Source organism: Aurantiacibacter suaedae (assembly GCF_005434915.1).
Lineage (GTDB): Bacteria > Pseudomonadota > Alphaproteobacteria > Sphingomonadales > Sphingomonadaceae > Alteraurantiacibacter > Alteraurantiacibacter suaedae.
Genome location: NZ_SKCG01000001.1, coordinates 667814 through 691647, shown reverse-complemented (window position 1 = coordinate 691647; position 23834 = coordinate 667814). Strand labels below are relative to the sequence as shown.

Genomic DNA, 23834 nt, shown 5'->3' with positions numbered 1-23834 from the left:
AGATGACTGCGAAGACCGTCCGACGAAATGATAACCGGTCCGCACTGATGGAGAAGATCATGCGCCTTGCCCCTGCTGCCGCTGCCCTTTCGCTGCTGTTTGCCGTAACCGCGAGCATGAGCGCAGCTGGCGAGCGCGCAGACGATCCGCGCGCCAGCGCGCTGGTGGCGGAGGGGCGGCAACTGCTGAACGGCGGCGATACGCAGGCCGCAATCGACGCTTTCGAGGCAGCGCTGGTGGTCGATCCGGCCATGACCTCGGTGTTTCTAGAGCTGGCCGAAGCAGCCCGCGCCGATGGGTTGCAGGGCAAGGCGATCCATTACTACCGCGAGGTGCGCGAGCGTGATCCCGACAACTTCGCCGCGATTTCCGGCGAGGGGGAGGCTCTGGTCGAAAAAGGCGCCATGACGGCCGCGCGCGAGGCGCTGACCGAACTGGAAGAACGCTGCGGCGAGACCTGCGTCGAAACCCGCCAGCTTGCCGCCGCAATCGACGCGCGCCCTGCGGTGATGACGGCCGAAGCTACCCCGGCTGATAACGGCGTTACCCAGAACTAGGCGTTCGTGTAATCCGAGAATGCCGCTACCACGGCTTCGTAAATCGGCTTCTTGAACGGGATGATCAGCGCGGGCAGTTGCTCTGCCTCGATCCACCGCCAGTCTGAAAACTCGGGATGCTCGTGGGCTTCGAGGTCGATATCGGCCTCGCTCCCGGTCAGCCGCACGCAATACCAGCGCTGGCGCTGGCCAACATAGCGGCCCTTCCACAGCTTGCCCTTCAGCTCGTCAGGCAGGTCGTAGAACAGCTCCTCCTCCATCCGCGCGACGATTGCGACCTTGTCGGCGGTAAGCCCGGTTTCCTCGTGCAGTTCGCGCAGCATGGCTTGATCGAGATCTTCGCCCTCGTCGACGCCGCCTTGCGGCATCTGCCACCAGTCGCCTTCCTTGGTGTCGATCCGCTTGCCGACGAACACGCGGCCTTCGGTGTTGATCAGCATGGTGCCGACACAGGGGCGATATTGGGCGGGGTCTGGTTTGCTCATCGGGGTGACTTAGTAGTATGGGCGCGGCAATTCCAGCATTTGCGCTGGCACAGAAAATCTTGATTGTCTCGCGGGCGCGGCGAACCTAGGTCGCAGGTCGACGAGATCCAGATACGAAGGCCTTTTGCTTTATGGCGACCCAAGACGCCGATCCGATCACCCACAATGCCAGCCCCGATGCGGTTGTCGTGCGCTTTGCCGGCGACTCCGGCGACGGGATGCAGCTTACTGGCGGGCAGTTTACGCTGTCGACTGCGCTGGCGGGCAACGATCTTGCGACGTTCCCCGATTTTCCGGCGGAAATTCGCGCGCCGCAGGGCACGCTGTTCGGCGTCTCCGCGTTCCAGATCAACTTCGGCAGCCGCGAAATCAGCACCGCTGGTGACGCGCCCGATGTGCTGGTGGCGATGAACCCAGCCGCGCTGAAGGTGAACCTCTCGTCGCTCAAACCCGGCGGCCTGATCATCGCCGACTCCGGCGAGTTCACCAAGCGCAACCTTGAAAAGGCCAAGTACGAGAGCAATCCGCTCGGAGATGGCAGCCTCGCGCAGTGGGACCTGCTCGCCTTCGACATTTCCGCGCTCACCATCGAGGCGGTCAAGGACTTCGGGCTCGGCAACAAGGATGCGCTTCGCTCGAAGAACATGTGGACGCTGGGCCTTGCGCTGTGGATGTTCGACCGTGATCGCCAGCCGCTGATTGACTGGCTCAACGCCAAGTTCAAGACCAAGCCAGATATCGCCGCCGCCAACGTTGCCGCGCTGAACGCAGGCCACGCTTATGGCGAGACGGCGGAGCTCTCCGGCCCGCTCAAGCAGCTGCACATTGCCCCGGTCAAAAGCGATCCGGGCCTCTATCGCACCATCACGGGTGCAGAAGCCGTGTCGCTTGGCCTTGTGGCCGGTGCGCAGCTGGCCGGGCTGCCGATGTTTTTCGGTGGCTACCCGATTACGCCAGCAAGTTCGATCCTGCATCATCTGGCGCGGCTGAAGGAGTTCGGCGTCACCACGTTCCAGGCGGAAGACGAGATCGCCGCGATCTGTGCTTCGATCGGCGCGAGCTATGCGGGCCAGCTTGGTGTGACCAGCTCGTCCGGCCCCGGCATTGCGCTAAAGGGCGAGGCGATGGGCCTTGCCGTGATGACCGAAATGCCGCTGGTGATCGTCAACTCGCAGCGCGGCGGCCCCTCCACTGGTCTGCCGACCAAGACCGAGCAGAGCGATCTTTATCAGGCCGTCTATGGCCGTAACGGCGATGCGCCGATCCCGGTCGTGGCGGCAAGCAGCCCCGGTGATGTGTTCGAATGCGCGATCGAGGCCTGCCGGATCGCGGTCGAATATATGACCCCGGTGATGCTGCTGACCGACGGCTATATCGCCAATGCGGCCGAGCCGTGGAAGGTGCCCGATGTCGACAGCTTCGAACCTTTCACCGCCAAGTTCCTGACCGAGAACAACAATCCCGACGGCAAGGTGCTGCCTTACAAGCGCGATGCCAAGGGCGCGCGGCCGTGGATCAAGCCGGGCACGCCGGGCCTGATGCACCGCATTGGCGGCATCGAGAAGAACGAAGGCACCGGCAACATCGACTATTCGCCCGAAAACCACCAGGCGATGACCGATGCCCGCAAGGCCAAGATAGACGGCATCACGGTGCCCGATCAGGGTGTCACGCTGGGTGACGAGGGCGGCAAGCTCGCCGTGGTGGGCTGGGGCAGCACGTTCGGCCCCATCCGCCGCGCGGTCGATAATTGCCGCAAGAAGGGGCTGGATGTCAGCCACATCCACTTCCGCCACATCTGGCCGCTGCCCGCCAACTCGGGCGAGCTTCTGCGCAAGTACGATAAGGTGCTGGTGCCCGAGATGAACACCGGCCAGTTCAAGACCGTGCTGCGCGATCAGTTGCTGGTCGATGCACAGCCCTACACCAAGACGAGCGGCCAGCCGTTCAAGATCGCCGAGCTTGAAGCCGCGATCGAACTGGCTCTGGCGGAGTAAGCCCGATGACTGAAGTTGCGAAGATCGAAACCACCCTCAAGGACTGGGAAACCGACCAGGAGGTCCGCTGGTGCCCCGGTTGCGGCGACTATGCGATCCTGAAGGCCGTGCAGCGCACGCTGCCGCAGCTCGGCTCCGATCCGAAGAACACCGTCTTCATCAGCGGGATCGGCTGCTCCAGCCGCTTCCCCTATTATATGGAAACCTACGGCTTCCACACGATCCACGGCCGCGCGCCTGCATTCGCCACTGGCGTGAAGCTGGCCAACCCCGATCTCGACGTGTGGCTGGTGACCGGTGACGGCGATGGCCTCTCGATCGGCGGCAACCACATGATGCATGTGCTGCGCCGCAACGTGAACATGCAAATCATGCTGTTCAACAACGAGATTTACGGTCTTACCAAGGGCCAGTATTCGCCTACGAGCCGCGAGCACACCCGCACGCCGACCTCGCCGCTGGGCTCGGTCGACCACCCGGCCAACCCTTGCGCCTTTGCGCTCGGCTCAGGTGCGCGGTTCATCGGGCGCGGGTTCGACGTCTCGAAGAACCTGCCCGACGTGCTCAAGGCCGCCCACGCGCACAAGGGCGCGGCCTTTATCGAGATTTTCCAGAACTGTATCGTCTACAACAAGGACGTGTTCGACGACTTCGCCGCCCCCAAGGGGGCCGAGGATCGCCAGCTCTGGCTCGAACATGGCCAGCCGATGCTGTTCGGCAATGCCAAGAAGGGCGAAGTGAAGGGACTGAAGCTGGTGCCCGAGACCTTCTCGTTCGAAGTGGTCGAAGTAGTCGATGGCGACTGGGAAGCCGCGGGCGTTTGCGTCCACGATGCGAAGAACCGGATGCTCGCGCACATGCTGATCGAGCTGGAGTTCGGACCGTTCCCGATGCCGCTTGGCGTTATCTACGACGATCCCGCCGAAACTTACGAAAGCGCCGTGGTCGCGGAGCGGGCGAAAGCGGTCGAGGGTAAGGACAACAATCTCGCCAAGCTGCTTGCCAAGGGCCAGACCTGGACCGTCAGCGGCACCGCGCAAGACCCGATTTAATTCAATTCGAAGTGCGATGGGGCGGGGCATCGGCCTCGCCCTCTCCTTTGCTTGGTTCCTCGATCCGATGCTGCTTCTGCAGCACATCGGCGACCATCCCCACCAGTAACGCCCAGGCCGCGCCCAGTGTCCACCCAGCGAGCACATCGGTCGGGTAATGCACGCCCAGCACCACGCGAGTGCAGCCGATCGCCAGCACCAGTACGACTGCCACCGCCACGGTAAACACGCGGCTGGTACGGTCGGTGAAACTGCGTGCGATCATCACCGCCAGCGTCAGGTAGACGATGGCCGAATTGAGAGAATGGCCGCTGGGAAAACTCAGCGAGGTCACTTCCACCAGATGCGGCACCACCTCTGGCCGTGAGCGGGCAAACAGGCCTTTCAGCAGCGAGCCCATGACCGCGCCGCCCGCTGTTGCGAGCGTCGTGAAGATCGCTTGCCGCCAGCGCCCGCGCAGCAGAAGGAACGCGATGGCCAGCGCGCTCACCAGCGCCAGCACCGTAACCCCGCCCAGAGCAGTTATGTCGGTGGCCACCGATTGCAGCCAGCCAGGCCCGATCAGCTGCGCCGCATTGCCCGGTTCTCGCAGAGTTTCGAGAATGGCGATATCGAAAGCGTGGGTCTCGCCTTCCTGCATCTCGCCCGCCAGCGCCACGAACCCAGCGACCAGCGCCGCGCCGACAAGGAACAGCGCAAGAAAGCGCTGCTCGCGAAACAGCCAGCGGTGCGGGTTGAGCAACATATTCACGGTGAAATTCCCATTCCGAAGCCAACGCACGAGCGCGGATCGGGTGCCGGTGCGGCGCCCGAAGCGCGTAACGATCCCGATATCCCCGCCTTCCATGGCGAGAAGTCGCTTACAGGCTGGAGCGAGGTTGTGGAGGCGGTACACGGTGAAGGCGGCAAGATCGCCCCGCAGCTGTGGCACACCGGCCTTGTTCCCGCGCAAAAGCCCGAGCACCCGCGCCCCGGTGCCCCGGAAGGGCCTTCGGCCATCAACGGCAATGGCGAATCCTTCGGCAAGGCGATGAGCGAAGAAGATGTGGCCGACACGGTCGCCAAATTCGCCAGCGCCGCTGCCGATGCGGTGAAGCTTGGTTTCGACACCATCGAGGTGCACGGCGCGCACGGCTATCTGATCGACCAATTCTTCTGGAGCGAGACGAACCGCCGCGACGACAGGTGGGGAGGGCCGACCTTGCCCGAACGCAGCCGCTTCGCCGCCGAGATCGTCAAGCAGGTTCGCGCTGCAATGCCCGCCGACATGGCGCTGATCCTGCGTGTGAGCCAGTGGAAGCAGCACAACTATACCGTGAAACTCGCCGAGACGCCGGATGAAATGGAAGCCTGGCTCGGCCCGCTGGTTGCCGCCGGGGTTGACGTGATCCACGCCTCGCAGCGCCGCTTCTGGGAGCCCGAGTTCCCCGAGATCGATGGCGAGAAGGGGCTGAACTTAGCAGGCTGGGCCAAGAAGGTGACCGGCGCGGCTACGATCAGCGTCGGCTCGGTAGCGCTCGACGGCGAGTTTTTTGCGCGCTTCTCGGGCGAGAGCAGCAAGGTTGCAGGTATGGGCGAGCTGGAACGGCGCATGGATGCGGGCGAGTTCGACCTGATCGCCGTGGGCCGCGCGTTGATCGCCAACCCGGAGTTCGCCAACAAGGTGCGCGAGGGGCGGCAAGGCGATCTGCAGGGCTTTGATGCGCAGATGCTCGGCGAATTGGTTTGAACCTGCTAGCTACGGGCGAATGGACAATCTTACCCATTCGCTCGCCGGAGCGCTGATCGGACAGGCCGGTCTCAAAAAGAAGACCGGCCTCGCCATGCCCGCGCTGATTATCGGCGCGAACCTGCCCGATGTGGACGTCACCTGCTTTGCCTGGACCACCGGGCTCGAGCATCTGGCGTTTCGTCGCGGCATTACTCACGGCCCGCCCGCGTTGCTGCTGCTGCCCGTGGCGCTGGCGGGCATCCTATGGGGTTTCGACCGCTGGCAGGCGAAGCGAGGAAAGCGGCCCGAGGCGCGTTTGCCGGTGCGTTTCGGCTGGCTGTTCGCCTTGGCTTTTATCGCCTGCCTTACCCATCCTGCGCTCGACTGGATGAACACCTACGGCATTCGCCTGCTGGAGCCGTTTTCGCACCGCTGGTTCTATGGCGACGTGCTGTTCATTATCGATGTGTGGTTGTGGCTCGGCATGGGGCTGGGGCTGTGGCTGTCGCTGCGGCGCGAGAAGCGTGGGCAGGATTGGCGCAAGGTCGGGCGCGTGACGATCGCGGGAGTGCTGGCCTATATCGGGGTAAATGCCGGTGTGACTTATGCTGCCGAAACTGCACAGTACGATGCACCCGATCTACCTGGGCAGATTGCTATCGGTAGTCCGCCGCCGTTGGCCGTCTGGCGTCGCGGGATGATTGTGGGGCTTCCGAACGACTGGTGGGTGCGCGATCCCGAAACCGACGTGCTTGAGCCGATTACCAACCAGCGTTGCGCCTGGCCCGACACCGATATGCTTCGCCAGAGCAACACGCAGCTTGACGCATTCCTGCTCTGGTCGCGCGCACCCTTTGCCGCTCGGGCGGTAGACGGCTCGGTGGTGCTGCACGACGCGCGCTATTACGGGGGCAGGGTGACGAGCAGCTTCACGCTCGCTTTGCCCGATGTGCGATGTGAGAAACTCGCCGGGTGACGAAGATGCGCCACTGTATCCCTCCGCCGACCGATGCAAATCTGAACGATTCCTGACCTGATGCATTGGTAAAGTAAGGGGTCGCCGATGGGCGGCTTGCCAAACCACAGGAGGAACCCTTGAAAAACATTACATTTGCCACCGTTTCGGCTTTCGCTCTCGCGCTTACGGCCTGTGCCGACGATGATCCGGTTGAAGCCCCCGCTGCCGATGCCGACCTTACCACCAATGCCGATACGATGATGGACGATGCAATGCCGCTCGGCGGCGATCTGAGCGAGGATCAGCAGGCGAACTACGACAGCATGGACCGGCAGGCTGTCAGCGATGAATACGATGCCAATCGTGGCGCGATGGTTGGCTCTTCGTCGGAAAGCGAAGCGACTATGAGCGAGGCCGACAATAGCGGGGCGATGGATACCTCGATGAGCGATGAGTCTACGCCCAGCATGACACTGCCATCGCGCTCGCAAATGGACTTTGCGTTCCTCGACCGCAACGGCGATGGTATGCTTTCGGTTGCCGAATATGCGATCTGGGCCGTTCGTGCGAACCCGGCCACTCCGGTGGAGAACGACGAAGCGAAGCCCTATATCACGCCTGATCAGATTAATGAGGCAGGGCAGACGTTCTTCTATTTCGATGAGGACGGCAGCACATATCTGTCCCCCAGTGAGTTCACTTCAGCACGCAACAGTGCGATGACGCCGACCGCCTGATCGCCCTCATCCGATGCAAAACGTGCGGGCGGCGCGGGAGACCGGGCCGCCCTTGCATTGTCGCAAACATGATGCATCGCCCTGATGCCTGTTGCGAAACTCGTGGCGCGCTGGCGAGTTGAGCCAGAGCAAAAGCAGTCAGGGAGATAAGTCATCGCAAGCCCACAGATCGTCTGGCTCCGGCGCGACCTGCGCCTCACCGACCAGCGCGCATTCGCCGCCGCTGCCGAGGCTGGCCCGGTCATCGCAGTCTTTGTACTCGACGACGAAGTGGCGAAGAAGCATGCTTACGGCGGCGCTTCGCGCTGGTATCTCCACCAGTCGCTCGAAGCGCTCGAAAGCGACCTCGCGCGCCACCATTCCAGGCTGATCCTGCGGCGCGGGGACGCGGTGGAGGAACTTTGCAAGCTGGCTGAGGAAACCGGGGCTGAAACCGTCCACGCGCTCCGCCATTACGAGCCGTGGTGGCGCAATGCGCAAGGCGCACTCACCGATCGGCTCGATCTCCAACTTTACGACGGCAATTACCTGCTTCCTCCAGGCGCGGTGACGACCGGATCGGGCGATCCCTACAAGATCTACACTCCGTTCATGAAGGCGAGTCTCACCGCCATAGACAGCTTCGATATTCTCCCCGAACCTTCGCTCTCAGCGCCCGAAACATGGCCAGCGAGTGACAACCTTACAGACTGGAACCTCCTTCCGACAGAGCCCGACTGGGCGGGCGGTCTACGCGAGGAATGGCAGGCGGGAACGAGCGCCGCGATGGAGCGCTTCGCAAGCTTCCTCGATGTGGTGAGCCACTACGAGGAGGACCGCAATCTGCCTTCGATCGACGGCTCCTCGAAGATGAGCCCGCACCTCCATTTCGGCGAGGTTTCCCCAGCCATGCTGTGGGATGCGATGAGCCGCTACACCTCCGAAGGGGCGCGGATTTATCGTTCCGAACTGCTCTGGCGCGATTATGCGCAGACCGTGATCTGTCAGTTCCCCGACTACCCGGTGAACAGCTACCGCGATGGCTACGATGACGGCATCTGGCGCAACCCCAATCGCGGCCATGTTATCGCCGAAGAGCTGGAGGCCTGGCAGCAAGGCCGCACCGGCTACCCGATTGTCGATGCCGGGATGCGCCAGCTCTGGCATACCGGCTGGATGCACAACCGCGTGCGCATGATCGCGGCGAGCTTTCTCATCAAACATCTGCTGATCGACTGGCGCGAGGGCGAGCGCTGGTTCTGGGATACGCTTGTCGATGCCGACTATGCCAGCAACGGCGTGAACTGGCAGTGGGTGAGCGGCACGGGGGTCGATTCGAACATGTTCGTGCGGATCATGGCTCCGCTCAGCCAGTCCGAAAAATTCGATGCGGCCGGCTACATTCGCGAATGGGTGCCCGAATTGGCCGAGCTGTCCGACAGCGAAATCCACGATCCGGCGGACGACAAGCGCGGCGACTATCCGGCGAAGATCATCGGCCACAAGGAAGCGCGCGAGAGGGCGCTGTCTGCCTATTCGGCTAACAAGCGCTGACGCTCGACCTCCATATAGCTTTCCACTTCGCGCTGAATATCGGCGAAGGGCAAGGATAGCGTGTCGCCGCTACCCGGTTCGGTCGTGAACATTGCCGTGCGATCGTTGACATGCGGGAACGCGACATCGGGCACGGGCAGCCCGAGAAATGCGCAAAGCGGTTCCCAACCGTCTTTCGCTTCGAATTCCAGCAGCCGCTCGGGCGCGATAGTCTCGCGCACCCGCGCGCCATAGGCTTCGAAGTGCGCGGTCATCGCCGCCCGGTCGAAGCGGTAGCCAAATGGATTCTGGGCGATGAGGGCAGGGCCGAGCGGCGAACCGAGCAGGGTGCGGAGGTGCTCGGGTTTGCCTACCGTTTGCCGCACCGATTCGAACCATCTGTCAGGATCGCGGCGCGTCAGGATCACCTTTGCTTCGGGAAACCGCCGGGCAAGCGGCCGCCACATCATGCAGCCTGGCGCATCGACCGTGGCGGAAAAGCTCTCCCAGAGCGGATCGAGCAATGCCGGCCGTGCCCGGGCGAATGTCCATCGCCATCGTGTCTGAGGATCAACGATGAACTCGGTCATATGATAACACCGCCCGATGCCAAGCATTTCGAGCGCAAACTTCAGAGATAATGTGCCGGTACGCGGCAATGCCGCCCCGATAACCTGCAATGTCATGTGATCGGTTCTGCCCGGCGCAGTCGCGAGCTGCAAGGCTCGAACGTTCGCTGCAATCTTGCCCGCCGCTGCGGCAGGTTCCATAAGGGTCCCATGGGCGCGAGTGGGGCACGAGGAACGGCATTGCTGGGCGCGGGGGCGCAGTTCGGTGCGCGCCCCGGCGTCATTCCCCGGCTTTTCGCCCCCGGCTTCGCGCGGATTATCGACCGTATCGATCAGCGCCTTGCCAGCGGGACAATTCACGCCGTTCTGCCCGATGGGTCGCGGCGCACGCTCGGCGGCCGTGCGCCCGGCTTCGAATGCGAGGTTCACCTGAAAGACTGGCGCGCGTTGGTGCGGCTGGCTACAGGAGGGTCGGTCGGCTGGTATCAGGCGTGGGAGGCGGGCGAGTGGGACAGCCCCGATCCGGTCCCGCTGTTTGCGCTGTTCATGGCCAATGCCGCCAGCCTCGGTGACACCGCCCGCGCCAAGGGCCCATGGAGATTGGCCGCCCGGATGCTCCATGCGCTGAAGCGCAATACCCGCGCGCAGGCGGAAAAGAACATCCACGCGCACTACGATCTCGGCAACGACTTTTACGGCGCCTGGCTCGATCCGAGCATGACCTATTCCTCGGCCTACCGCATGGCTGATGACGGGCTGGAGGCTGCGCAGCGCCGCAAGTGGGAGCGGCTCGCCGAGCGGCTGGGGAGCCCGACCAGCGTGCTCGAAGTCGGCTGCGGCTGGGGCTCGCTCGCGGCTTACCTTGCGCGCAGCGTTCCGCATGTGCAGGCGATCAGCATTTCGGACCAGCAGCTCGCCCATGCCCGCGCGCAGTGGCCCGATGTGGAATTCCGAAAGCAGGACTATCGCGATGTGACTGGCCAGTTCGACGGCGTGGTCAGCGTGGAGATGGTCGAAGCGCTGGGCCGCGAATACTGGCCAACCTTTCTCGACTGCATCGCGCGCGTGCTGCGCTCCGGTGGCCGCGCGGCGATCCAGTATATCGGCATCCGTGACGACATCTACGACGCCTACGCCGCCAGTGCCGACTTCATTCAGGCCTATGTCTTCCCTGGTGGGATGCTGCTGCGCACCAGCGAATTCCGCCGCCTTGCGGAAGAGCGCGGGCTGGCGTGGGACGATCAGGAGGACTTTGGCCTCGACTATGCCGAGACGCTGAAGGCATGGCGCGAAAGCTTCGACGCCGCCGTTGCCGAGGGGCGCCTGCCCGCCGGGTTCGACGAACGCTTCGTCCGCCTCTGGCGCTATTACCTGATGTATTGCGAGGGCGGCTTTCGCGGCGGCGGGATCGAGGTCAGTCAGGTCACGTTGGTGAAAAGATGAAGAGGGCGCTCGGCATTGCGCTGCTGGTGATCGCGCTGGCCGTGATTGCCGCGTATGCTTTGCTCACCCGCGAACAGCGCGCGGTGCTGCTCGACCCGCCGACCGATACCGACGTGCTGTTCTGGGATCAGGACACGCGCGACGCGATGTTCCGCGCGATGGACCAGTTTCCTTTCCTCGCCAAAAGCCATGTGGTCGCAGCGGGCGGAGAGGTACGGCCGCTGCCGAAAGGCGGGCCACTCGCCATCGATATCGATATGGCCGCGTTCGAGAAAAACCAGCGCAGCGCCGCCATCGTGATCCTCGTCGACGGCAAGCTGGTTTACGAAAGCTATGGCCTCGGCTTCGACGCGCAAGGCAAGTGGACGAGCTTTTCGGTCGCCAAGAGCCTCACCTCGACGCTGGTCGGCGCGGCCTTGCAGGATGGCGCGATCAAAAGCCTTGATGATCCGATCACCGACTATATCACTGACCTGAAGGGCTCGGCCTACGATGGCGTAACCATACGGCAGCTGCTGACGATGAGTTCGGGCGTGGCGTGGAACGAGGACTATACCGATTCCGCCTCCGACGTCGCCCGCTTCAACGCGCACAAGCCCGAAGGCAATATGGACGCGACTGTCTCTTATATGCGCACGCTGGGTCGCGCCGCGCCGCCGGGGGAGCGCTGGCACTACAACACCGGCGAGACCAATATGATAGGCGCGCTGGTGATGGCGGCCACGGGCAAGCCGCTGGCGGACTACATGTCGGAGAAGATCTGGCGGCCCTACGGGATGGAGGCCGATGCCTCGTGGTTGCTCAACTCTACGGGGCGCGAGATGGGCGGCTGCTGCTACCAGGCACGGACCCGCGATATGGCGCGGTTCGGGCAGTTCGTGCTCGATAACGGCATGGCGGGCGGCAAGCGCGTGGTGCCCGAAGGCTGGTTTGCCGAAGCGACCACCAAGCACTTCGAAACCGACCGCAATCGCGGCTACGGCTACCAGTGGTGGACCTATCCCGGCGGCGGCTTCGGTGCGAGCGGGATCTTCGGCCAGGGCATTTTCATCGATCCGGCGCGCAAACTGGTGATCGCCACCAATGCCGACTGGCCCGTCGCTAGCACCAGCGATGGCGTGATGGCCGAACGCACCCGCTTCTACGAGGCGGTGCAGTCCGCTGTGGATGCGCGGAAGGCGGGCGCTTCCCAATAAGGTGAACCGCCGGGTAGGACTGTTTTAACACGGCTTTGCTACGCGCATCGGCGTGACCTCATTTGACCCAATGCCGGAGTCCGCAGCGTGACCCCTGTCCTGCTCGTAATTGGAACCCGGCCTGAGGCCATCAAGATGCTGCCGGTGGTTCGCGCCCTGCGCGAAAGACCGGAGGTTGATCTGAAAGTCGTGACCACCGGCCAGCACCGCCAGATGCTCGATCAGGTCTTCGCGGTGTTTGGCGAGAAACCCGATATCGACCTCGACCTGATGACACCTGGCCAGACGCTGGGCGACATCACGGCGCGCGTGCTCAAGGAAATGGAGGGCCTGATCGCCGAGCATAAGCCTGGCCTCGTGCTGGTCCATGGCGATACCACCTCGGCGATGGCGGCAGCGCTCGCCGCCTTCTATGCCCGCGTTCCGGTCGGCCATGTCGAGGCGGGGCTGCGCAGCCATGATATTCACCGCCCATGGCCCGAGGAATATAACCGCATCTCCATCGACGCTGTGGCCCAGCTGCTCTGGTGCCCGACCGACATTTCGGCGCAGAATCTGCGGGGCGAACGCCCCATTGAGCGCGCCATCGAAGTCACCGGCAACAGCGGGATCGACGCGCTGCTTTATGTGGCCGAGCGGCTGACCGGCGACGAACTGGGCCAGCTTGGCCTCAAGCTCGATCCCGCCAAGAAGCTGGTGCTGGTCACTGGCCACCGCCGCGAGAGCTTTGGCGAGGGCTTTGCCCGCATATGCGATGCGCTCGCCGTGATTGCCGCGCGTGGCGATGCCGAAGTGGTCTATCCGGTCCACCTCAATCCGCAGGTCAAAGAGGTGGTCGAGGCGCGGCTGGGCGATACCGGCGCAGTGCATCTGATCCCGCCGGTCGACTATGTGCAGATGGTGGCCTTGATGAAAGCCGCGCACCTCGTGCTGACCGACAGCGGCGGCATTCAGGAGGAGGCCCCCGCGCTCGGGAAGCCCGTGCTGGTGATGCGTGATGTGACCGAGCGTCCCGAAGCCATTGCGACCGGCGTCGCCTCACTGGTCGGCACCGATGTCGATGTGATCGCGGGCGAGGTCGCCCGCCTGCTCGAAGATGAGACATATTACGCCAGCCGCGCCCGCGCGGTCTTTCCCTATGGCGACGGCACGGCGGCGCAGAAGATCGCCGCCTCGGTCGCGCAATTTGTGAGTTCTGACGCATGAAAGTCTGCACCGTTGGCCTCGGCTATATCGGCTTGCCCACCGCCGCCATGCTGGCGAGCCGTGGCCACGAGGTGATCGGCCTCGACGTCAAGCAGGACGTGGTCGACCTCATCAACGCTGGCCAGGCGCACTTTCAGGAGCCCGACCTTCAGATGCTGCTCAGCGCGGCGGTCGAGACCAAGCGACTACGCGCCACCACCACGCCCGAACCGGCTGAATATTTCATCATCGCCGTGCCCACGCCGATGGTCGATCAGGCCCCCGACATGAGCTTCGTGGAGAATGCCGCGCGCACGATTGCGCCGGTGCTGGCCAAGGGCAACGTGGTGATCCTCGAAAGCACCTCGCCGGTCGGCAGCACCGAGCGGCTGGCCGAGATTTTCGCCTCCGAACGCCCGGACCTCACCTTCCCGCGCTATCGCGATGAGGACGGCAGCGCTGATGTCGCCCTGTGCCACTGCCCAGAGCGTATCCTGCCCGGCCAGATGCTGCGTGAACTGGTTAGCAATGATCGCATCATCGGTGGCCTCACTATCGACTGCGCGAACAAGGCTGCGAGGCTTTACCAAAGCTTCGTCATGGGCACCTGTTACGTCACCGACAGCCGCGTGGCCGAATTGTGCAAACTCTCTGAAAATGCTTACCGCGATGTCAATATCGCCTTCGCCAACGAGCTTTCTATCATCTGCGACAAGCTCGGCACCGACGTGTGGCAAGTGCGCGAGCTGGCCAACCAGCACCCGCGCGTGAACATCCTGATGCCCGGCGCGGGCGTGGGCGGACACTGCATCGCGGTCGATCCGTGGTTCATCGTCGACAGTGCGCCCGAGGAAGCGCGGCTGATCCGCATGGCGCGCGAGGTCAACGACGACAAGCCGCACCGGGTGGTGGCGCAGGTCGAGCGGCTGGCCAACCGTTTTAAGGTGCCGACCATCGCCTGCTACGGCATCACCTACAAGCCGGACGTCGACGACGTGCGTGAAAGCCCGGCGCTGGAGATTGTTGAAGCGGTGGCAAGGCTGGAGGGGGCGCAGGTGCTGGTGGTGGAACCGAACCTGAGCGAGCTGCCGAACTCACTGGCAGACTTGCCCAATGTGAAGCTCGTGAGTGCCGATGAGGCGCGCGAGGAGGCCGATATCGTTACCTTCCTCGTCAGCCATCGCCAGTTCCAAAGGATGGATGCCGATAGCTTTCTGGCAAAGGCTATTGTCGACACCACCGGCATGTTCTCCACCCGCAAAGCCAAGGCGGTGGAGCGCGATTAGGCGGCCGACGCCGCCGCGAAGGCGGGCCAGAGCTTCCGGGTTGCTAAACGAAGGAGACAATGGCCCACCATCGCGGCGGCGGGGGCAGGTTCTTGGCGGCGCGCCTCAGGGGCGGCGCGGAATTTTCTCGCCGCGATAGCGCGCGAGGATCGTATCGTGGACGATAGTCGAGAGAAGATTAACGAAAGCACAACCGACTAGCGAATCCTCCCACCATATCACTTCGGCCTGCTGCGTTTCGAGGTCAGGCAGGCTGAGCCAGCACAGCGAGCCGGGGTGCATTCGGTTCACCGCCGTGGCCGAAAAGCCCGACAGCGAAATATCCTTCACTACGGTTTGAAACGAACGTGCGCCCGGCACGCGTAGCTGGGCCGGGATCATCAACTGCACCCGCTCGGCGCTGCGATCTTCCTGCGCGGCGAGATAGTAGATATCGGAGCGGTTCTGCAAACTCATGGGATAGATCCGGTTATGGTCGCGGCATGGATCGGCCCTAACGGCCAACCATCGCCCAGTATCTCGGCTATGCAGTTACATGAGTGTTACCAAAGGGGGTTAAGCCTCTGTTGACGCTCGTATCCGGTGCAAATTGGGGAAATCTTCACGCAACATATTTGCGATGAAGGTTCCGACCGCTTCGGGCGGCTTCACCGACTCGGGATCTTCACCTGGGTAGGCACGGGCGCGCATCGCGGTGCGCGTGGCACCCGGATCGAGCAGCGCCACCCGCGTTTCGGAGATGCGGGCGATTTCCTGACCATGGCACATCAGCAGGTTGTCGAAGGCGGCCTTGGTCGCGCCATAGGCACCCCAGAAGGCACGCGGCTCGGCCCCGACCGAGCTGGTCACGCCGATGACACGGCCTGCGTCGCTCCGCTTAAGCAGCGGATCGAAAGCCGACAGCAGCGCCTGCGTTGCCAGCACATTCAGCGTGAGCGCCTGGTTCAATTGCTTGCGGTCGATCTGCGTGACGGGCGTAAGCGTGGGCAGGGTCGCCGCATTGATAACGAGAACGTCGAGCTTGTCCCACCGCTGCGCCACCGCTTCGGCGAGGCGGGCGATGGAGTCGCTCTCGGTGAGATCCATTGGTGCGATGGTGGCGGCGCCGCCGGCGGAATGGATCGCATCTTCCACCGCCTCAAGGTCAGTGACCTTGCGGCCGGTGATCACCACATGCGCACCTTCGGCGGCGAGCGCCTTCGCCGTGGCCGCGCCGATCCCGCGCGAGGAGCCGGTGACGAGTGCGATCTTGCCTTCGAGCGAGCGGGGAGAGTTGTTGTCTGCCATCAGGCGACCTTTCCGACGGGAAGCGTCAGTTGTGCCGATTCACCGTTGCGGGCTTCCAGATCGGTGAGGCCGGTGGGGTACTCGCCGGTGAAACAGGCATCACAATATTGCGGGCACGCCTTGTCCCGTCCGGGCAGGCCCACGGCGCGGTAGAGCCCGTCAATCGAGACGAAGGCGAGGCTGTCGGCCTGGATGTGCTTGCACATGGCCTCGATATCCATCCGGCCTGCCAGCAGCTTCGAGCGTTCGGGCGTGTCGACGCCGTAGTAGCAGCCATAGCCGGTGGGCGGGCTGGCGACGCGGAAGTGCACTTCCTTCGCGCCCGCATCGCGCATCATCTGCACGATCTTGAGGCTGGTGGTGCCGCGCACGATCGAATCGTCGATCAGCACGATGGACTTGCCTTCCACCAGCGCCCGGTTGGCGTTGTGCTTGCGCTTCACGCTGGCGTGGCGCGCGCCGTCCGACGGCTGGATGAAGGTGCGCCCGACATAGTGCGAACGGATGATCCCCAACTCGAACGGGATGCCCGACTGCTGCGAATAGCCGATGGCAGCGGGAACGCCGCTATCGGGGACCGGCACGACGATGTCGGCCTCGCACGGCGATTCCTTGGCCAGCTCCATGCCGATGCTACGGCGGCTCTCGTAGACCGAGCGTTCGTTGAACACCGAATCGGGACGGCTGAAGTAGACATGCTCGAAGATGCAGGGGCGCGCCGGGTTGTTGCCGAAAGGGCGGTGCGAGCGGACCGAGCCATCGTGATCGACCTCGATCAGCTCGCCCGGCTCGACCTGGCGCACGAACTCGGCGCCGACCACATCGAGCGCGACCGTTTCGCTGGCGAAGACCGTGGCATCGCCCAGCTTGCCCATCACCAGCGGGCGGATGCCCAGCGGGTCGCGGCAGGCGGCCATGCCGCGCGGGGTCATCACGATCAGCGCATAGGCACCTTCGACCATGCGCAGCGCGTCGACCAGCTTATCGAGCATGGTGTGATAGCGGCTGGTGGCGACGAGGTGAATGATCACCTCGGTATCGGAAGTCGACTGAAAGATCGCTCCGTTCTTGACCAGGTCTTTCTTCAGCCGCATCGCGTTGGAAATATTGCCGTTGTGCGCCACGGCAAAGCCGCCGCTGGCAAGATCGGCGTAGAGCGGCTGCACGTTGCGCAGGCCCGATCCGCCGGTGGTGGAATAGCGCACGTGGCCAACGGCCATGTGGCCGGGCAGCTCGGCCAGCGATTCTTCGGTAGAGAAGTTCTCGGCGACGTGCCCGAGGCCGCGCCGGGTGTAGATTTCCGTGCCGTCGAAGGCGCTGATACCGACGGCCTCCTGGCCGCGATGTTGTAGGGCGTGGAGGCCGAGCGCGGTGGCGGCAGCGGCATCGGCAGCGCCGATAACGCCAAACACGCCGCATTCTTCGCGCAATTTGTCGCCGTCCGCGTCGTAGAAAGGATGCGTCGTGATCATGGGGTCCGTGGGGGTAGCTGCGGGCGCCCTCCCAATGGCGATATTACGGGAGGATTACAAGGGGCGCGGCGGGGTTTTGGTGCACAAGCGAAAGGCCCTAAGGCGCAATCCAGAGCCGCAGGCAATAGGCGACCGCGCCCAGCAGGGCCACGCTGCTCGCCCAGATCGCGGCCAGCCAGGCGAGTCGCCGCCACAAGGGGGCGCGGTCGGCAGGGATTTCCTCCGGCGCCATCAGTGGTAGCCTTCATCGGCCACCTTGCCGCGGAACACCCAGTAGGCCCAGCCGGTGTAGGCGATGATCAGCGGCATGGTGATCGCAACACCCACCAGCATGAAGACCTGGCTGCGCTCGGGCGCGGCGGCGTCCCAGATCGTGATTCCCGGCGGAACCACGTTGGGCCAGATCGTGAAGCCGAGGCCCGCCATGCCGAAGAAGAACAGCGCGATTGAAAGCCAGAACGGCTTGGAGTGGTGCGCCTTGAGGATCGCTCGCAGCAGAGAAATGGCGACGATCATCGTCAGGATCGGAACCGGGGCTGCATAATAGATCTCCGGCGCGGTCAGCCACCTTTCGGCATATTCGGCATTGAGCGCGACGTTATAGAGGCTCACCCCCGCCATCAGGATAAGCGTTGCCGCGCCGGCGGCGATGGCAAGCTTGCGGGCATGGGCCTGCGCCGGGCCATCGAGCTTCCAAATCAGCCAGGTGCTGCCCAAAAGCGCATAGCCTGCCACCACACCCAGCCCGGTCAGCAGCGTGTAGGGCGTAAACCAGTCGAACCAGCTTCCGGCATAGGCGCGGTCGACCACCTTGATGCCCTGCAGAATCGCGCCCAGCGTCATGCCTTGGCTCATCGCTGCAACCAGCGACCCACCGGTGAAAGCCTTGTCCCAAAAGGCGCGGTGGGCAGGATCGCGCCAGCGGTATTCGAAAGCCACGCCGCGGAACACGAGGCCCAGGAGCATCGCGATAATCAGCGGATAGGTTGCGGGCAGGATCACTGCATAGGCAAGCGGGAAGGCTGCAAACAAGCCGCCACCGCCGAGCACCAGCCAGGTCTCGTTACCATCCCAGACAGGCGCGATGGAGTTTATTGCGCGGTCGCGTTCCGGCCCCGGCGTGAAGGTGGGGAAGAGCACGCCGATGCCCAGATCGAAGCCGTCCATCACCACGTATGCAAACACGCCGAAGGCGATGATGAAGGCCCATACGGTGGTGAGATCGACATTAACGGCCATCGGTCGCCTCCTCGTGATCTTCGGGCAGGGCGGTAGGGTCGTTGGGGTTTTGCGTTGGCCCCGGCGTAATGCCAGCCGTTCTCACCGGCCCCTTCGCGGTGCTCTTCACACCCTTTTCACCCGTATGCGGCGGCTTCTGCATCAGCTTTAGAATGTACCACACGCCAAAGCCGAACACGGCAAAATAGACCAGTACAAAGGCGAGCAGACTGGCAGCAACTGCCGGCGCATCGAGTGGGCTCGCCGATTGCGCGGTGCGCAGCAGCCCATAGACGGTATAGGGCTGGCGGCCGACCTCAGTGGTGATCCACCCGGCGATTACCGCTACGAAGCCGGTCGGCCCCATCACGATGGCGGCGCGGTGCAGCAGCGGCCATTCATAGAGCTTGCCGCGCCAGCGCGCGAACAGGCTCCAGAAGCCGAGCAGCATCATGCCGGTGCCGATTGCGACCATGATGCGGAAAGCCCAGAACACCGGGAAAACCGGCGGCTGTTCATCATCGGGCACGGTGTCGAGACCGGCGAGCGGCGCATCGAGGCTGTGTTTGAGGATCAGGCTCGAAGCCTTCGGAATGCCGATGGCGTAGTCGAGGGTTTGCGTGGTGTCGTTGGGAATGCCGAACAGGTAGAACGGTGCCCCATCGGGGTGGCTCTCGTAGTGCCCCTCCATCGCCATCACCTTCGCCGGCTGATGCTCCAGCGTGTTGAGACCGTGCTGATCGCCGACGAAAATCTGCACCGGGGCGACCAGCGCAGCCATCCACATCGCCATCGAAAACATTTTGCGCGCGTGCTCGTTAGTCCTGTCTTTAAGCAGGTGCCATGCACCCACCCCGCCGACCACGAAGGCGGTGGTGAGATAGGCTGCGATCACTGTGTGGGCCAAGCGATAGGGAAAGCTCGGATTGAAGATAATATCGATCCAGCTCTCACCCGGCAGGAATTGGCCATTCGCGCCCATCTCGAAACCGGTAGGTGTGTGCATCCACGAGTTCACCGACAGGATCCAGAACGCCGAGACGAAGGTGCCTCCGGCCACCATCAGCGTGGCGAGGAAGTGGAGCTTCTTGCCCACCTTGTTCATGCCGAAAAGCATCACGCCAAGGAAGCCAGCCTCAAGGAAGAAGGCGGTGAGCACCTCGTAGGCCATCAGCGGCCCGATCACCGGCCCCGCCTTGTCGGAGAACACCGACCAGTTGGTGCCGAACTGGTAGGACATCACGATGCCTGAGACGACGCCCATGGCAAACGCGATGGCGAAGATCTTCAGCCAGTACTTGAACAGATCGAGATAGACGTGCCTGCCGGTCTTCAGCCACAGCCCTTCGAGCACTGCGAGATAGCTCGCCAGCCCAATCGAGAAAGCGGGGAAGATGAAGTGAAAGCTCACCGTAAAGGCAAACTGGATGCGCGCGAGGAGAAGCGCGTCTAGGCTATCGAACATGTGGCTCACCTTTTGTGAGTGAGAGCTGGATGCGGCCTAGGCCTTTCGTCCCAGTGAAACAATGGGACGTTCGCTTACGGTAAGTGATTATTTGAATGAGGGGTGATCGCTCGCGCCTTTCGCCAGCGATAGAAAGTTTGTTCTCCGAAATGCCTATGGCGCGGCAGCTCTGTGTAAGCGCGGCCCCATTGCAGGGTTGGAAACAGCCGCGCCAACAAGCTCGATGGTCCGTCAGTCCTGAAGTTGCGCGGCGATCGGCGAGAGGTCGTAGCCGGCATTGGCGGCGTTGCCGATCCGTTCGTCGACGGGAAGGCCATCGGGGTTGGCCAGCGTCTCCAGCGTCACGCAGCGCGTGCCCGAGCGGCAGTAGGCCAGCACCTTGCCCGGTGTTCCCCGGCGCACGGCGGCATAGGCTTCCACAGCGGGCCGGGTGAACTGGCCGCTTGCAATCGGGATGTGGTGATAGGCAAGTCCTGCCGCCTCTGCCGCGGCGCGCATGGTCGCGACATCGGGCTGGCCCGGCTCTTCGCCATCGGGGCGGTTGCAGATCACGGCGACGAAGCCCTGCTTGGCCAGTTCGGCCATATCCTCGGGCTCGATCTGCGGGGCAACGGCGACGTTATCGGAGACGGGGCGAATATCCATTATGCGTCCTTTTCGAACAGGCGAACCAGAACCATGCCGATGAGCATGGTCGCGACGAACACTGCCGCAGAAACGGGTTCGATTACCAGCGCTGCGATGCCCGGACCAGGGCACAGGCCAGCCAGACCCCAACCCACGCCGAACAATCCGGCCCCGATCACGAGGCGCGGGGTGATGTCGCGTACGCCGGGCAGGGTGAACACGTCAGCAAACAATGGGTGGATCATGCGCGGCTGGATCAGCCAGGCGATGGCCATCACCAGCACCGCGCCGCCCATCACGAACGCGAGCGTCGGGTCCCAGGTGCCGAACAGGTCGAGGAACCCCCGCACGCGGGCCGGGTCGGTCATGCCGCCCAGCGCGAGCCCCGCGCCGAACAGCACGCCCGAAAGCAGCGCCACGAGCGCCTCGGAGGTTACTTTTTGCCGCATGTGTTCATTCCCAGCAGACCATAAAGCGGGCAGATTGAGACGAGGCTCGTCACAACGAAGATGGCGGCGATCACACAGGCGCCAATGGCGAGCCCATCGGTGATCGTTCCGCTGACCGCAAGGCCTGCAAGCACCACGGCGACGATCAGGCGCTGGGTCTTGTCGAGCGATCCCATGTTCTTTGACATTGTCATCCCCCTTGTCAGATCAGGACATTCATGATCGCCACCGTGGCGATGCCAGTGGCCATGAAGGTGAGCGTCGCCACGATCGAGCGCGGCGACAGGCGCGACAGTCCGCAAACACCGTGGCCGCTAGTGCAGCCTGAGCCGAGCCGGGTGCCAATGCCAACCACAAGGCCGGCAACGGCGACCCAACGAAGCGACAGGAAGCTTGGCGTGAGCGGGCCGTTTAGCGCCATCACCACCTGCGCGCCCAGCGGCAGCCCGAGCACGAAGGCCCAGGCGGCCACACGCGGGAGCGAGCTGTTGGCGACTCCGGTGGCGCGAGCGAAAATGCCCGAGATACCGGCAATCCGACCGGACCCCAGCAGCAGCACCGCCGCCGCGAGCCCGATCAGCACGCCGCCAGCAAGTCCGGCAAGCGGCTCGGCATGAGGGAAGCCGGGCAACATCAGACGGCGTTCAGCGGAATCTTGAGGTAGGTAACCCCGTTGTCTTCCGCGGGCGGCATGTGGCCGGCGCGCATGTTTACCTGCACCGAGGGCAGGATCAGGCGCGGCATGTCGAGCGTGGCATCGCGCGATTCGCGCATCTCCACGAATTCGTCTTCGCTCACGCCGTCATTGGCATGAATATTGTCTTTTCGCTCGGCCCCCACGGTGGTTTCCCAGACGTAGTAGTCGCGCTCGGGTGGCTGATAGTCGTGACACATGAACAGGCGCGTCGCCTCGGGCAGTTCGAGAATGCGGCGTAGGCTGCGGAACAGCTGGCGCGCATCGCCGCCGGGGAAGTCTGCCCGGGCGGTGCCGTAGTCAGGCATGAACATGGTGTCGCCGACGAAGGCCGCGTCGCCCATCACATAGGCGATGCAGGCGGGCGTGTGGCCCGGCACATGCATAACGGTAACGGGTAACTTACCGATCTGGAACGTATCGCCATCGGCAAACAATTGGTCGAAGTCCGATCCGTCGCGCTGGAATTCGCTGCCAGCATTGAACAGCCTGCCGAACACGCCCTGCACGGTGACGATATGTTCGCCGATGGCGACCGTTCCGCCAAGCTTTTCCTTGAGATAGGGCGCTGCCGAAAGGTGGTCGGCATGGGCGTGCGTTTCGAGCAGCCAGGTGACGGTGAGATCGTGCTTTTTCACGAAGGCGATCAGCTGGTCTGCCGCTTCGACCTTGGTTCGGCCCGAGGCGGGATCGAAGTCTAGCACCGAGTCGATAATGGCTGACTCCCGCGTTTCCACATCCCACACGACATGGCTTGCGGTGTTGGTAACCTCATCGAAAAAGCTCGCGACTTCGGGGCGCGGGGCCTTGCCTGCGAGCACGGCTTCTACCTGCCTGGTGGCGGCGATAAGGGCCTGATCGGCGTTCTCCATGACCAGCTCCTCACTTAGTAAGATACACATATTATGTATATGTATTGCCTTTAGCCTGTCAAGTGATAGGAAGTGTCAATGAACGACGATCAGCTTTCGAATGGCCCATACTCGGGTTTGCGCATTGGCGACCTCGCGCCCGACTTCACCGCCCGCAGCACGGCAGGCCCGGTGCGCCTGGCCGACTTTCGGCAAAACTGGCTGATCCTGTTTTCGCACCCGGCGGACTTTACCCCGGTCTGCACCACCGAATTCGTCGCCCTGGCGCGCGGGGCGCACGACTTTGCCAAGCGCGATTGCGCGCTGATGGCGCTCTCGGTCGACAGCCTGTTCTCGCATTTCGCCTGGTTGCGGATGATCCGCGACCGGACCGGGGTGGAAGTGCGCTTCCCGATTATCGAAGACCCGACCATGGTGATCGCCCGCGCCTATGGCATGGTCGGCAAGGAGGATGCCGACAGCGGTACGGTGCGCACCACCTTCTTCATCGACCCGACCGGCACGATCCGCGCCATGACCTGCTATCCGGCCAATGTCGGTCGTTCGATCCCCGAGATGCTGCGCACGCTAGATGCCTTGCAGGCGGCGGGTGAAAAGCAGCTCGCTCCGGCCGATTGGCAACCGGGCGATGCCTTGCTCAACCCGGCCAGCGTGTCGCTCGACGAGGTGTTCGCCGCCGCCGAGCCGAGCGACTGGTTCCTGAAAGGGGGCGCGCAATGACCGAAGAAGAGCTTCCAGTCGAGGAACTGAAGGCGGTGGCCCACCCGGTGCGTTTGAAAATCCTCAAGATCCTGTGCGAGGGAGAACGCAATGTCGGCGAGATCGAGGAGATCGGCAGTATCGGCCAGCCGAGCCTCTCGCAGCAACTGGCGATCCTGCGGCAAGCCGGACTCGTTACCACCCGGCGCGAGGGCAAGATGGTGTTTTACGGTGTGGAGCGTGCAGCCTTCCGGCAGATTCTGGAATGCCTGACCAAGATTTGCGTCAAAGATGATGAGGCGGCTGCCACGCGCACGCCAACCCCGTCACCCGGCGCAGCGAATTTCGCGCGGCTCGCCTGAG

27 protein-coding genes are annotated in these 23834 nt (G+C 63.5%); 13 read left to right on the top strand and 14 right to left on the bottom strand.

Annotation, left to right across the window (positions count from 1 at the left end; translation table 11 throughout):
• Nucleotides 1–2 precede the first annotated feature (2 nt).
• Complete coding sequence (locus tag E0473_RS03230) at nt 3–557, top strand: tetratricopeptide repeat protein (RefSeq protein WP_137679399.1); 555 nt, start codon at nt 3–5, stop codon at nt 555–557.
• On the opposite strand, the gene E0473_RS03225 is transcribed toward E0473_RS03230, so the two are convergent.
• Nucleotides 554–1042 (bottom strand): RNA pyrophosphohydrolase, encoded by a 489-nt coding sequence (locus tag E0473_RS03225; RefSeq protein WP_137679398.1) that lies wholly within the window; start codon nt 1040–1042, stop codon nt 554–556. The two genes, E0473_RS03230 and E0473_RS03225, sit on opposite strands and share 4 nt — an antisense overlap.
• 131 nt (nt 1043–1173) lie before the next feature.
• On the opposite strand from E0473_RS03225, the gene E0473_RS03220 reads away from it, so the two are divergent.
• Both E0473_RS03220 and E0473_RS03215 read left to right on the top strand, forming a co-directional pair.
• On the top strand, nt 1174–3039 hold the full coding sequence (locus E0473_RS03220) for a 2-oxoacid:acceptor oxidoreductase subunit alpha (protein WP_137679397.1): 1866 nt from the start codon (nt 1174–1176) through the stop codon (nt 3037–3039).
• A 5-nt stretch (nt 3040–3044) separates the two neighbouring features.
• Nucleotides 3045–4091, top strand: coding sequence for a 2-oxoacid:ferredoxin oxidoreductase subunit beta (locus tag E0473_RS03215; protein ID WP_137679396.1), 1047 nt, complete (start codon nt 3045–3047; stop codon nt 4089–4091).
• A 1-nt stretch (nt 4092) separates the two neighbouring features.
• Here the strand turns inward: E0473_RS03215 and E0473_RS03210 are convergent, their stop codons facing one another.
• The gene (locus E0473_RS03210; RefSeq protein ID WP_241657366.1) at nt 4093–4836 is read right to left on the bottom strand and encodes a phosphatase PAP2 family protein; all 744 of its coding nucleotides are present in this window, start codon (nt 4834–4836) and stop codon (nt 4093–4095) included.
• On the opposite strand from E0473_RS03210, the gene E0473_RS03205 reads away from it, so the two are divergent.
• From E0473_RS03205 to E0473_RS03190, 4 genes are all read left to right on the top strand, one after another.
• Nucleotides 4819–5820 (top strand): oxidoreductase, encoded by a 1002-nt coding sequence (locus tag E0473_RS03205; RefSeq protein ID WP_241657308.1) that lies wholly within the window; start codon nt 4819–4821, stop codon nt 5818–5820. The genes E0473_RS03210 and E0473_RS03205 overlap by 18 nt on opposite strands.
• A 19-nt stretch (nt 5821–5839) precedes the next feature.
• Nucleotides 5840–6778, top strand: a complete 939-nt coding sequence (locus tag E0473_RS03200) for a metal-dependent hydrolase (protein ID WP_137679393.1) — start codon at nt 5840–5842, stop codon at nt 6776–6778.
• A gap of 119 nt (nt 6779–6897) precedes the next feature.
• On the top strand, nt 6898–7497 hold the full coding sequence (locus E0473_RS03195) for an EF-hand domain-containing protein (RefSeq protein ID WP_137679392.1): 600 nt from the start codon (nt 6898–6900) through the stop codon (nt 7495–7497).
• Nucleotides 7498–7650: 153 nt separating this feature from the next.
• Nucleotides 7651–9030: a cryptochrome/photolyase family protein gene (locus E0473_RS03190; RefSeq protein ID WP_137679391.1), complete on the top strand. Its 1380-nt coding sequence runs from the start codon at nt 7651–7653 to the stop codon at nt 9028–9030.
• Here the strand turns inward: E0473_RS03190 and E0473_RS03185 are convergent.
• Nucleotides 9009–9695: a sulfotransferase family protein gene (locus tag E0473_RS03185; RefSeq protein ID WP_137679390.1), complete on the bottom strand. Its 687-nt coding sequence runs from the start codon at nt 9693–9695 to the stop codon at nt 9009–9011. The genes E0473_RS03190 and E0473_RS03185 overlap by 22 nt on opposite strands.
• A gap of 93 nt (nt 9696–9788) precedes the next feature.
• Between E0473_RS03185 and E0473_RS03180 the strand changes: the two genes are divergently transcribed.
• From E0473_RS03180 to wecC, 4 genes are all read left to right on the top strand, one after another.
• Nucleotides 9789–11021, top strand: a complete 1233-nt coding sequence (locus E0473_RS03180; RefSeq protein ID WP_137679389.1) for an SAM-dependent methyltransferase — start codon at nt 9789–9791, stop codon at nt 11019–11021.
• On the top strand, nt 11018–12217 hold the full coding sequence (locus E0473_RS03175) for a serine hydrolase domain-containing protein (protein ID WP_137679388.1): 1200 nt from the start codon (nt 11018–11020) through the stop codon (nt 12215–12217). Before E0473_RS03180 ends, E0473_RS03175 begins: the two co-directional genes overlap by 4 nt.
• 87 nt (nt 12218–12304) lie before the next feature.
• The gene (wecB, locus tag E0473_RS03170) at nt 12305–13423 is read left to right on the top strand and encodes a non-hydrolyzing UDP-N-acetylglucosamine 2-epimerase (RefSeq protein WP_137679387.1); all 1119 of its coding nucleotides are present in this window, start codon (nt 12305–12307) and stop codon (nt 13421–13423) included.
• Nucleotides 13420–14688 carry a UDP-N-acetyl-D-mannosamine dehydrogenase gene (wecC, locus tag E0473_RS03165; RefSeq protein WP_137679386.1) on the top strand — a complete coding sequence of 423 codons (1269 nt, stop codon included), beginning with the start codon at nt 13420–13422 and terminating at the stop codon, nt 14686–14688. The genes wecB and wecC overlap by 4 nt, the downstream gene beginning before the upstream one ends.
• 105 nt (nt 14689–14793) lie before the next feature.
• On the opposite strand, the gene E0473_RS03160 is transcribed toward wecC, so the two are convergent.
• From E0473_RS03160 to E0473_RS03110, 11 genes are all read right to left on the bottom strand, one after another.
• Nucleotides 14794–15144: a PilZ domain-containing protein gene (locus E0473_RS03160; RefSeq protein ID WP_137679385.1), complete on the bottom strand. Its 351-nt coding sequence runs from the start codon at nt 15142–15144 to the stop codon at nt 14794–14796.
• 99 nt (nt 15145–15243) lie between these two features.
• Nucleotides 15244–15975, bottom strand: a complete 732-nt coding sequence (locus E0473_RS03155; protein ID WP_137679384.1) for an SDR family NAD(P)-dependent oxidoreductase — start codon at nt 15973–15975, stop codon at nt 15244–15246.
• Nucleotides 15975–17447: an amidophosphoribosyltransferase gene (gene purF, locus E0473_RS03150; protein ID WP_137679383.1), complete on the bottom strand. Its 1473-nt coding sequence runs from the start codon at nt 17445–17447 to the stop codon at nt 15975–15977. The genes E0473_RS03155 and purF overlap by 1 nt, the downstream gene beginning before the upstream one ends.
• A 97-nt stretch (nt 17448–17544) precedes the next feature.
• On the bottom strand, nt 17545–17679 hold the full coding sequence (locus E0473_RS03145; protein ID WP_137679382.1) for a DUF2474 domain-containing protein: 135 nt from the start codon (nt 17677–17679) through the stop codon (nt 17545–17547).
• Nucleotides 17679–18686, bottom strand: coding sequence for a cytochrome d ubiquinol oxidase subunit II (gene cydB, locus E0473_RS03140; RefSeq protein WP_137679381.1), 1008 nt, complete (start codon nt 18684–18686; stop codon nt 17679–17681). The genes E0473_RS03145 and cydB overlap by 1 nt, the downstream gene beginning before the upstream one ends.
• The gene (locus E0473_RS03135; RefSeq protein WP_137679380.1) at nt 18676–20130 is read right to left on the bottom strand and encodes a cytochrome ubiquinol oxidase subunit I; all 1455 of its coding nucleotides are present in this window, start codon (nt 20128–20130) and stop codon (nt 18676–18678) included. Before E0473_RS03135 ends, cydB begins: the two co-directional genes overlap by 11 nt.
• A gap of 231 nt (nt 20131–20361) precedes the next feature.
• Entirely contained in the window at nt 20362–20775 is a 414-nt protein-coding gene (locus tag E0473_RS03130; RefSeq protein ID WP_137679379.1) for a protein tyrosine phosphatase family protein, read from the bottom strand.
• Nucleotides 20775–21206, bottom strand: coding sequence for a DUF6691 family protein (locus E0473_RS03125; protein ID WP_137679378.1), 432 nt, complete (start codon nt 21204–21206; stop codon nt 20775–20777). The genes E0473_RS03130 and E0473_RS03125 overlap by 1 nt, the downstream gene beginning before the upstream one ends.
• Nucleotides 21191–21394: a YgaP family membrane protein gene (locus tag E0473_RS03120; protein ID WP_137679377.1), complete on the bottom strand. Its 204-nt coding sequence runs from the start codon at nt 21392–21394 to the stop codon at nt 21191–21193. The genes E0473_RS03125 and E0473_RS03120 overlap by 16 nt, the downstream gene beginning before the upstream one ends.
• A gap of 14 nt (nt 21395–21408) precedes the next feature.
• Nucleotides 21409–21840 (bottom strand): YeeE/YedE family protein, encoded by a 432-nt coding sequence (locus E0473_RS03115; RefSeq protein ID WP_170308111.1) that lies wholly within the window; start codon nt 21838–21840, stop codon nt 21409–21411.
• The gene (locus E0473_RS03110) at nt 21840–22772 is read right to left on the bottom strand and encodes an MBL fold metallo-hydrolase (RefSeq protein ID WP_137679375.1); all 933 of its coding nucleotides are present in this window, start codon (nt 22770–22772) and stop codon (nt 21840–21842) included. The genes E0473_RS03115 and E0473_RS03110 overlap by 1 nt, the downstream gene beginning before the upstream one ends.
• A 78-nt stretch (nt 22773–22850) precedes the next feature.
• Here E0473_RS03110 and E0473_RS03105 point away from each other — a divergent pair, with 78 nt between their 5' ends.
• Nucleotides 22851–23492 carry a peroxiredoxin gene (locus tag E0473_RS03105; RefSeq protein ID WP_137679374.1) on the top strand — a complete coding sequence of 214 codons (642 nt, stop codon included), beginning with the start codon at nt 22851–22853 and terminating at the stop codon, nt 23490–23492.
• Entirely contained in the window at nt 23489–23833 is a 345-nt protein-coding gene (locus E0473_RS03100; RefSeq protein WP_137679373.1) for an ArsR/SmtB family transcription factor, read from the top strand. The genes E0473_RS03105 and E0473_RS03100 overlap by 4 nt, the downstream gene beginning before the upstream one ends.
• Nucleotide 23834: the final 1 nt, after the last annotated feature.

Excerpts from the sequence above, each read along its gene's own strand:
- E0473_RS03230 (WP_137679399.1), top strand. The coding sequence starts at position 3 with ATGACTGCGAAGACCGTCCGACGAAATGATAACCGGTCCGCACTGATG.
- E0473_RS03225 (WP_137679398.1), bottom strand. The coding sequence starts at position 1,042 with ATGAGCAAACCAGACCCCGCCCAATATCGCCCCTGTGTCGGCACCATG.
- E0473_RS03220 (WP_137679397.1), top strand. The coding sequence starts at position 1,174 with ATGGCGACCCAAGACGCCGATCCGATCACCCACAATGCCAGCCCCGAT.
- E0473_RS03215 (WP_137679396.1), top strand. The coding sequence starts at position 3,045 with ATGACTGAAGTTGCGAAGATCGAAACCACCCTCAAGGACTGGGAAACC.
- E0473_RS03210 (WP_241657366.1), bottom strand. The coding sequence starts at position 4,836 with ATGTTGCTCAACCCGCACCGCTGGCTGTTTCGCGAGCAGCGCTTTCTT.
- E0473_RS03200 (WP_137679393.1), top strand. The coding sequence starts at position 5,840 with ATGGACAATCTTACCCATTCGCTCGCCGGAGCGCTGATCGGACAGGCC.
- E0473_RS03185 (WP_137679390.1), bottom strand. The coding sequence starts at position 9,695 with ATGACATTGCAGGTTATCGGGGCGGCATTGCCGCGTACCGGCACATTA.
- E0473_RS03180 (WP_137679389.1), top strand. The coding sequence starts at position 9,789 with ATGGGCGCGAGTGGGGCACGAGGAACGGCATTGCTGGGCGCGGGGGCG.
- E0473_RS03175 (WP_137679388.1), top strand. The coding sequence starts at position 11,018 with ATGAAGAGGGCGCTCGGCATTGCGCTGCTGGTGATCGCGCTGGCCGTG.
- wecC (WP_137679386.1), top strand. The coding sequence starts at position 13,420 with ATGAAAGTCTGCACCGTTGGCCTCGGCTATATCGGCTTGCCCACCGCC.
- E0473_RS03160 (WP_137679385.1), bottom strand. The coding sequence starts at position 15,144 with ATGAGTTTGCAGAACCGCTCCGATATCTACTATCTCGCCGCGCAGGAA.
- E0473_RS03155 (WP_137679384.1), bottom strand. The coding sequence starts at position 15,975 with ATGGCAGACAACAACTCTCCCCGCTCGCTCGAAGGCAAGATCGCACTC.
- purF (WP_137679383.1), bottom strand. The coding sequence starts at position 17,447 with ATGATCACGACGCATCCTTTCTACGACGCGGACGGCGACAAATTGCGC.
- E0473_RS03145 (WP_137679382.1), bottom strand. The coding sequence starts at position 17,679 with ATGGCGCCGGAGGAAATCCCTGCCGACCGCGCCCCCTTGTGGCGGCGA.
- cydB (WP_137679381.1), bottom strand. The coding sequence starts at position 18,686 with ATGGCCGTTAATGTCGATCTCACCACCGTATGGGCCTTCATCATCGCC.
- E0473_RS03135 (WP_137679380.1), bottom strand. The coding sequence starts at position 20,130 with ATGTTCGATAGCCTAGACGCGCTTCTCCTCGCGCGCATCCAGTTTGCC.
- E0473_RS03130 (WP_137679379.1), bottom strand. The coding sequence starts at position 20,775 with ATGGATATTCGCCCCGTCTCCGATAACGTCGCCGTTGCCCCGCAGATC.
- E0473_RS03125 (WP_137679378.1), bottom strand. The coding sequence starts at position 21,206 with ATGCGGCAAAAAGTAACCTCCGAGGCGCTCGTGGCGCTGCTTTCGGGC.
- E0473_RS03120 (WP_137679377.1), bottom strand. The coding sequence starts at position 21,394 with ATGTCAAAGAACATGGGATCGCTCGACAAGACCCAGCGCCTGATCGTC.
- E0473_RS03115 (WP_170308111.1), bottom strand. The coding sequence starts at position 21,840 with ATGTTGCCCGGCTTCCCTCATGCCGAGCCGCTTGCCGGACTTGCTGGC.
- E0473_RS03110 (WP_137679375.1), bottom strand. The coding sequence starts at position 22,772 with ATGGAGAACGCCGATCAGGCCCTTATCGCCGCCACCAGGCAGGTAGAA.
- E0473_RS03105 (WP_137679374.1), top strand. The coding sequence starts at position 22,851 with ATGAACGACGATCAGCTTTCGAATGGCCCATACTCGGGTTTGCGCATT.
- E0473_RS03100 (WP_137679373.1), top strand. The coding sequence starts at position 23,489 with ATGACCGAAGAAGAGCTTCCAGTCGAGGAACTGAAGGCGGTGGCCCAC.